This is a genomic window from Pseudomonas defluvii (assembly GCF_001695625.1).
GTDB lineage: Bacteria > Pseudomonadota > Gammaproteobacteria > Pseudomonadales > Pseudomonadaceae > Aquipseudomonas > Aquipseudomonas defluvii.
The window spans coordinates 1-3,629 of record NZ_MBPN01000209.1; the positions used below are offsets into that span (position 1 = coordinate 1).

A 3,629-nucleotide genomic window follows, 5' to 3' on the forward strand; every position below is an offset into this window, starting at 1 on the left:
GGGTGTCCGTGAGTTCGCGGCGTCTGCATCGCGGGCAAGCCCGGCTCCTACAGGTTGCACTTTCTGTTGGAGCTGGCTTGCCTGCGATGGCGTCGGTGGGGTGGCCGTGAGTTCGCGGCGGCTGCATCGCGGGCAAGCCCGGCTCCTACAGGTTGTTGGAGCTGGCTTGCCTGCGATGACGCTTACTGCAACTCGAAGACGTCGGCGTCCAGGTTCGCCGGGAAACGCGTACGGTAGGCTGCCAGGTCGGCTGCGCTCAACACCACGGTAAACACACCATCCGCCTCTCCCGCGCTGAGCAGGCTCTCACCCTGGAAATCCAGCACCTGGCTGTCGCCCGTGTAGGCAAAGCCTTTGCCGTCTGTACCCACCCGGTTCACCGCGGCCACATAACAGAGGTTCTCGATACCGCGAGCCGGCAACAACCGGTTCCAGTGCTGACGCCGTGCTGCCGGCCAGTTGGCGGTATAGAGCAGCAGGTCGGTGTCCTGAGGGTCACGGCTCCAGACCGGGAAACGCAGGTCATAGCAAATCAGTGGGCGCACCCGCCAGCCGTTGATCTCGAACTGCACCTGGCGCTCGCCGGGCGTGTAGTGCTTGTGCTCGCCGGCCATACGGAACAGGTGACGCTTGTCATAGTGCAGGATTTCGCCGTCTGGGCGCGCCCAGAGCAGCCGATTACGATGGCTGCCGTCCGCGGCCTGGATGATCACACTGCCGGTGATCACCGCGTTGAGCTTCTTCGCCTGGCTTTTGAGCCATTTGTACGTCGGGCCATTCTCAGGCTCTGCTAGGCGTTCGGAGTCCATGGAAAACCCGGTCGTGAACATCTCCGGCAGCACAATCAAATCGCTGCCACGGGCCTGTTCCATCAGGGTTTCAAAATGTTCATAGTTGGCCAACCGGTCCTGCCACGCCAATGTGGTCTGGACCAGGGCAACGCTCAGGTTAGGCAGTGAGCTCAGATCGCGCATAGTTTCTCCGCTGCTTGACGCAGCGTCTCCTCGCGTTTGGCAAAACACAGGCGCACCAGGCGCTGTTCGGGAATAGGTTGCTGGTAGAACACCGATACCGGGATGGTCGCCACGCCGTGTTCACGGGTCAACCACACGGACATCTCGAGATCGTTCAGGTCGGGGCGGATCTGCGAATAGTCCACCAGCTGGAAATAGGTGCCCGCCGCGCGGCTGAAGGTGAAGCGCGAGGGCGTCAGCAGGTCGCAGAACAGATCACGCTTGGCCTGATAGAAGGCTGGCAATTCTTCGACATGCTCCGGGTGCGCAGCCATGAAGTCGGCCAGCGCCCATTGCAGCGGGGTCACGCCGCAGAAGTTCACGTACTGGTGAACCTTGCGCAACTCCACGCTCAAGGCCGGCGGCGCAACCACATAACCGGTTTTCCAGCCCGTGACGTGATACGTCTTGCCGAACGAGCTGACCACAAAAGCGCGCTGATACAGAGCCTCATGGGCCAGAACGCTCGCGTGGCTTACGCCATCGAACACCAGGTGTTCGTAGACTTCATCGCTGATCAGGTAGATATCGCGCTCGGCAATCAATGCCGCCAACTGGTCCAGTTCGGCACGGCTGATCAGCGCCCCACTCGGGTTGTGTGGCGAGTTCAGAATGATCATCCGCGTACGCGGGCTGAGCGCATCGCTGAATTTCTGCCAGTCGATGGAGAAATCGTTGGGGTTCAACTGCACATGCACACAGCGACCACCGGCCAACGCCACCGATGGCTCATAGCTGTCGTAGCACGGGTCGAAAACGATCACTTCGTCACCCGCGCGAATCACCGCATGGATGGCACAGAAAATAGCTTCCGTCGCACCGGGAGTAATGGTCACTTCAGTGTCGGCATCAACCGTTACGCCATAACTGCGGGCGATCTTTGCTGCAACCTGCTCACGCAAGGCGGGCAAGCCGGTCATCGGCGAATACTGATTGTGCCCGGCAGCAATATGGCGGCCTACCGCATCGAGCAGTTCTTGCGGGCCATTGAAGTCGGGAAACCCTTGGGACAGGTTCAGGGCGCCGGTTTGCGCGGCGAGCTGGGACATGGTGGTAAAGATGGTCGTGCCGACGTTCGGCAACTTGCTGCTGATCATGTAACCCTCTTTCTACACAGAACATCCGGCTCGAGGCGGCACGGGAGGTAAGCCCCCGAGCATAGCGGATTGAACGGTCAGGAAAAAGGTTAGGTGATCCTAATCGCCGGCACAGCCGGCGATTAGGCCTGAAAGCTTACTTGCGCTTGTCTTTGCGCTTCTTCTCGGCTTTCTTGTGGTGCGACATCAAACGACGCTTCTTGTTGACCTGGCGGTCGGTCAGCGTGTTCTTGTTGCCTTCGTACGGGTTATCGCTGCCCTTGTACTCGATGCGGATCGGCGTACCGACCAGCTTCAGTACCCGGCGATAGGTGTTTTCAAGGTAGCGCGAATACGACTTCGGTACCTTTTCAACCTGGTTGCCGTGGATCACGATCAGCGGCGGGTTGGCGCCACCAAGGTGGGCATAACGCAGCTTGATCCGGCGACCATTGACCATCGGCGGCTGGTGCTCGCTGACCGCGTCTTCGAGGATCTGGGTCAGGCGGCTGGTCGGCCAACGGGTTACCGCAGACTTGAACGAGGCCTGTACCGATTGATACAGGTTGCCCACGCCAGTGCCGTGCAGCGCCGAAATGAAGTGAATGTCGGCGAAGTCGACGAAGAACAGCCGACGTTCCAGCTCGGTCTTCACGTAGTCGCGTTCGCTAGGCTGCATGCCGTCCCATTTGTTCAGGGCGATCACCAGCGCACGGCCCGCTTCCAGAGCGAAGCCCAGCAGGTTCAAGTCATGGTCAACCACGCCTTCGCGGGCGTCCATGACGAAGATCACCACGTTGGCGTCCTTGATCGCCTGCAGGGTCTTCACCACCGAGAACTTTTCAACTTCCTCGTGGATCTTGCCGCGCTTGCGCACCCCGGCCGTGTCGATCAGGGTGTACTTCTCTTCATTACGTTCGAACGGAATGTAGATACTGTCGCGGGTGGTGCCGGGTTGGTCATAGACGATCACCCGCTCTTCGCCGAGCATACGGTTGACCAGCGTCGACTTGCCGACGTTTGGACGACCGATAATGGCGATCTTGATCCCGTCCTTCTCGCTCGGACCAGGAATGCGCACGGCCTCCTCGCCCTCGGCGACGTTAAGGTCGACTTCTTCCTCGTCCTTGTCGCGCGGGAACTCACCCAGCACGGTTTCCAGCAGGCCATTGATACCACGGCCCTGGGAACCGGCCACAGGCAAGGCATTGCCCATACCCAGTGGCGAGAATTCGGCGATGGCCATCTGCGGATCGATGTTGTCGATCTTGTTCGCCACCAGGTACGAGCGCTTGTTGCGCTTGCGCAGGTGCTCGGAAATCATCTGGTCGGCGGCGGTCAGGCCCGCACGGGCATCCACCAGGAACAGGACTACATCGGCTTCTTCAATGGCCAGCAGCGACTGCTCGGCCATTTTTTCGTCCATGCCCTGCTCGTCACCGGAAATACCACCGGTGTCGACCAGAATGTAAGAACGCCCTTGCCAGCGCGCCTCACCATACTGGCGGTCGCGGGTCAGACCGGACAGGTCGCCGACGAT

3 protein-coding genes are annotated in these 3,629 nt (G+C 60.2%); all 3 read right to left on the reverse strand.

The features are described from left to right. Nucleotides 1-182: 182 nt before the first annotated feature. Complete coding sequence (locus EKA13_RS26335; RefSeq protein ID WP_065761960.1) at nt 183-974, reverse strand: amidohydrolase; 792 nt, start codon at nt 972-974, stop codon at nt 183-185. Next, on the reverse strand, nt 962-2,110 hold the full coding sequence (locus tag EKA13_RS26340; RefSeq protein WP_065761961.1) for a pyridoxal phosphate-dependent aminotransferase: 1,149 nt from the start codon (nt 2,108-2,110) through the stop codon (nt 962-964). The genes EKA13_RS26335 and EKA13_RS26340 overlap by 13 nt, the downstream gene beginning before the upstream one ends. A gap of 136 nt (nt 2,111-2,246) precedes the next feature. Next, on the reverse strand, nt 2,247-3,629 hold a 1,383-nt coding region (der, locus tag EKA13_RS26345), incomplete at its 5' end, for a ribosome biogenesis GTPase Der (protein ID WP_065761962.1).

Excerpts from the sequence above, each read along its gene's own strand:
- EKA13_RS26335 (WP_065761960.1), bottom strand. The coding sequence starts at position 974 with ATGCGCGATCTGAGCTCACTGCCTAACCTGAGCGTTGCCCTGGTCCAG.
- EKA13_RS26340 (WP_065761961.1), bottom strand. The coding sequence starts at position 2,110 with ATGATCAGCAGCAAGTTGCCGAACGTCGGCACGACCATCTTTACCACC.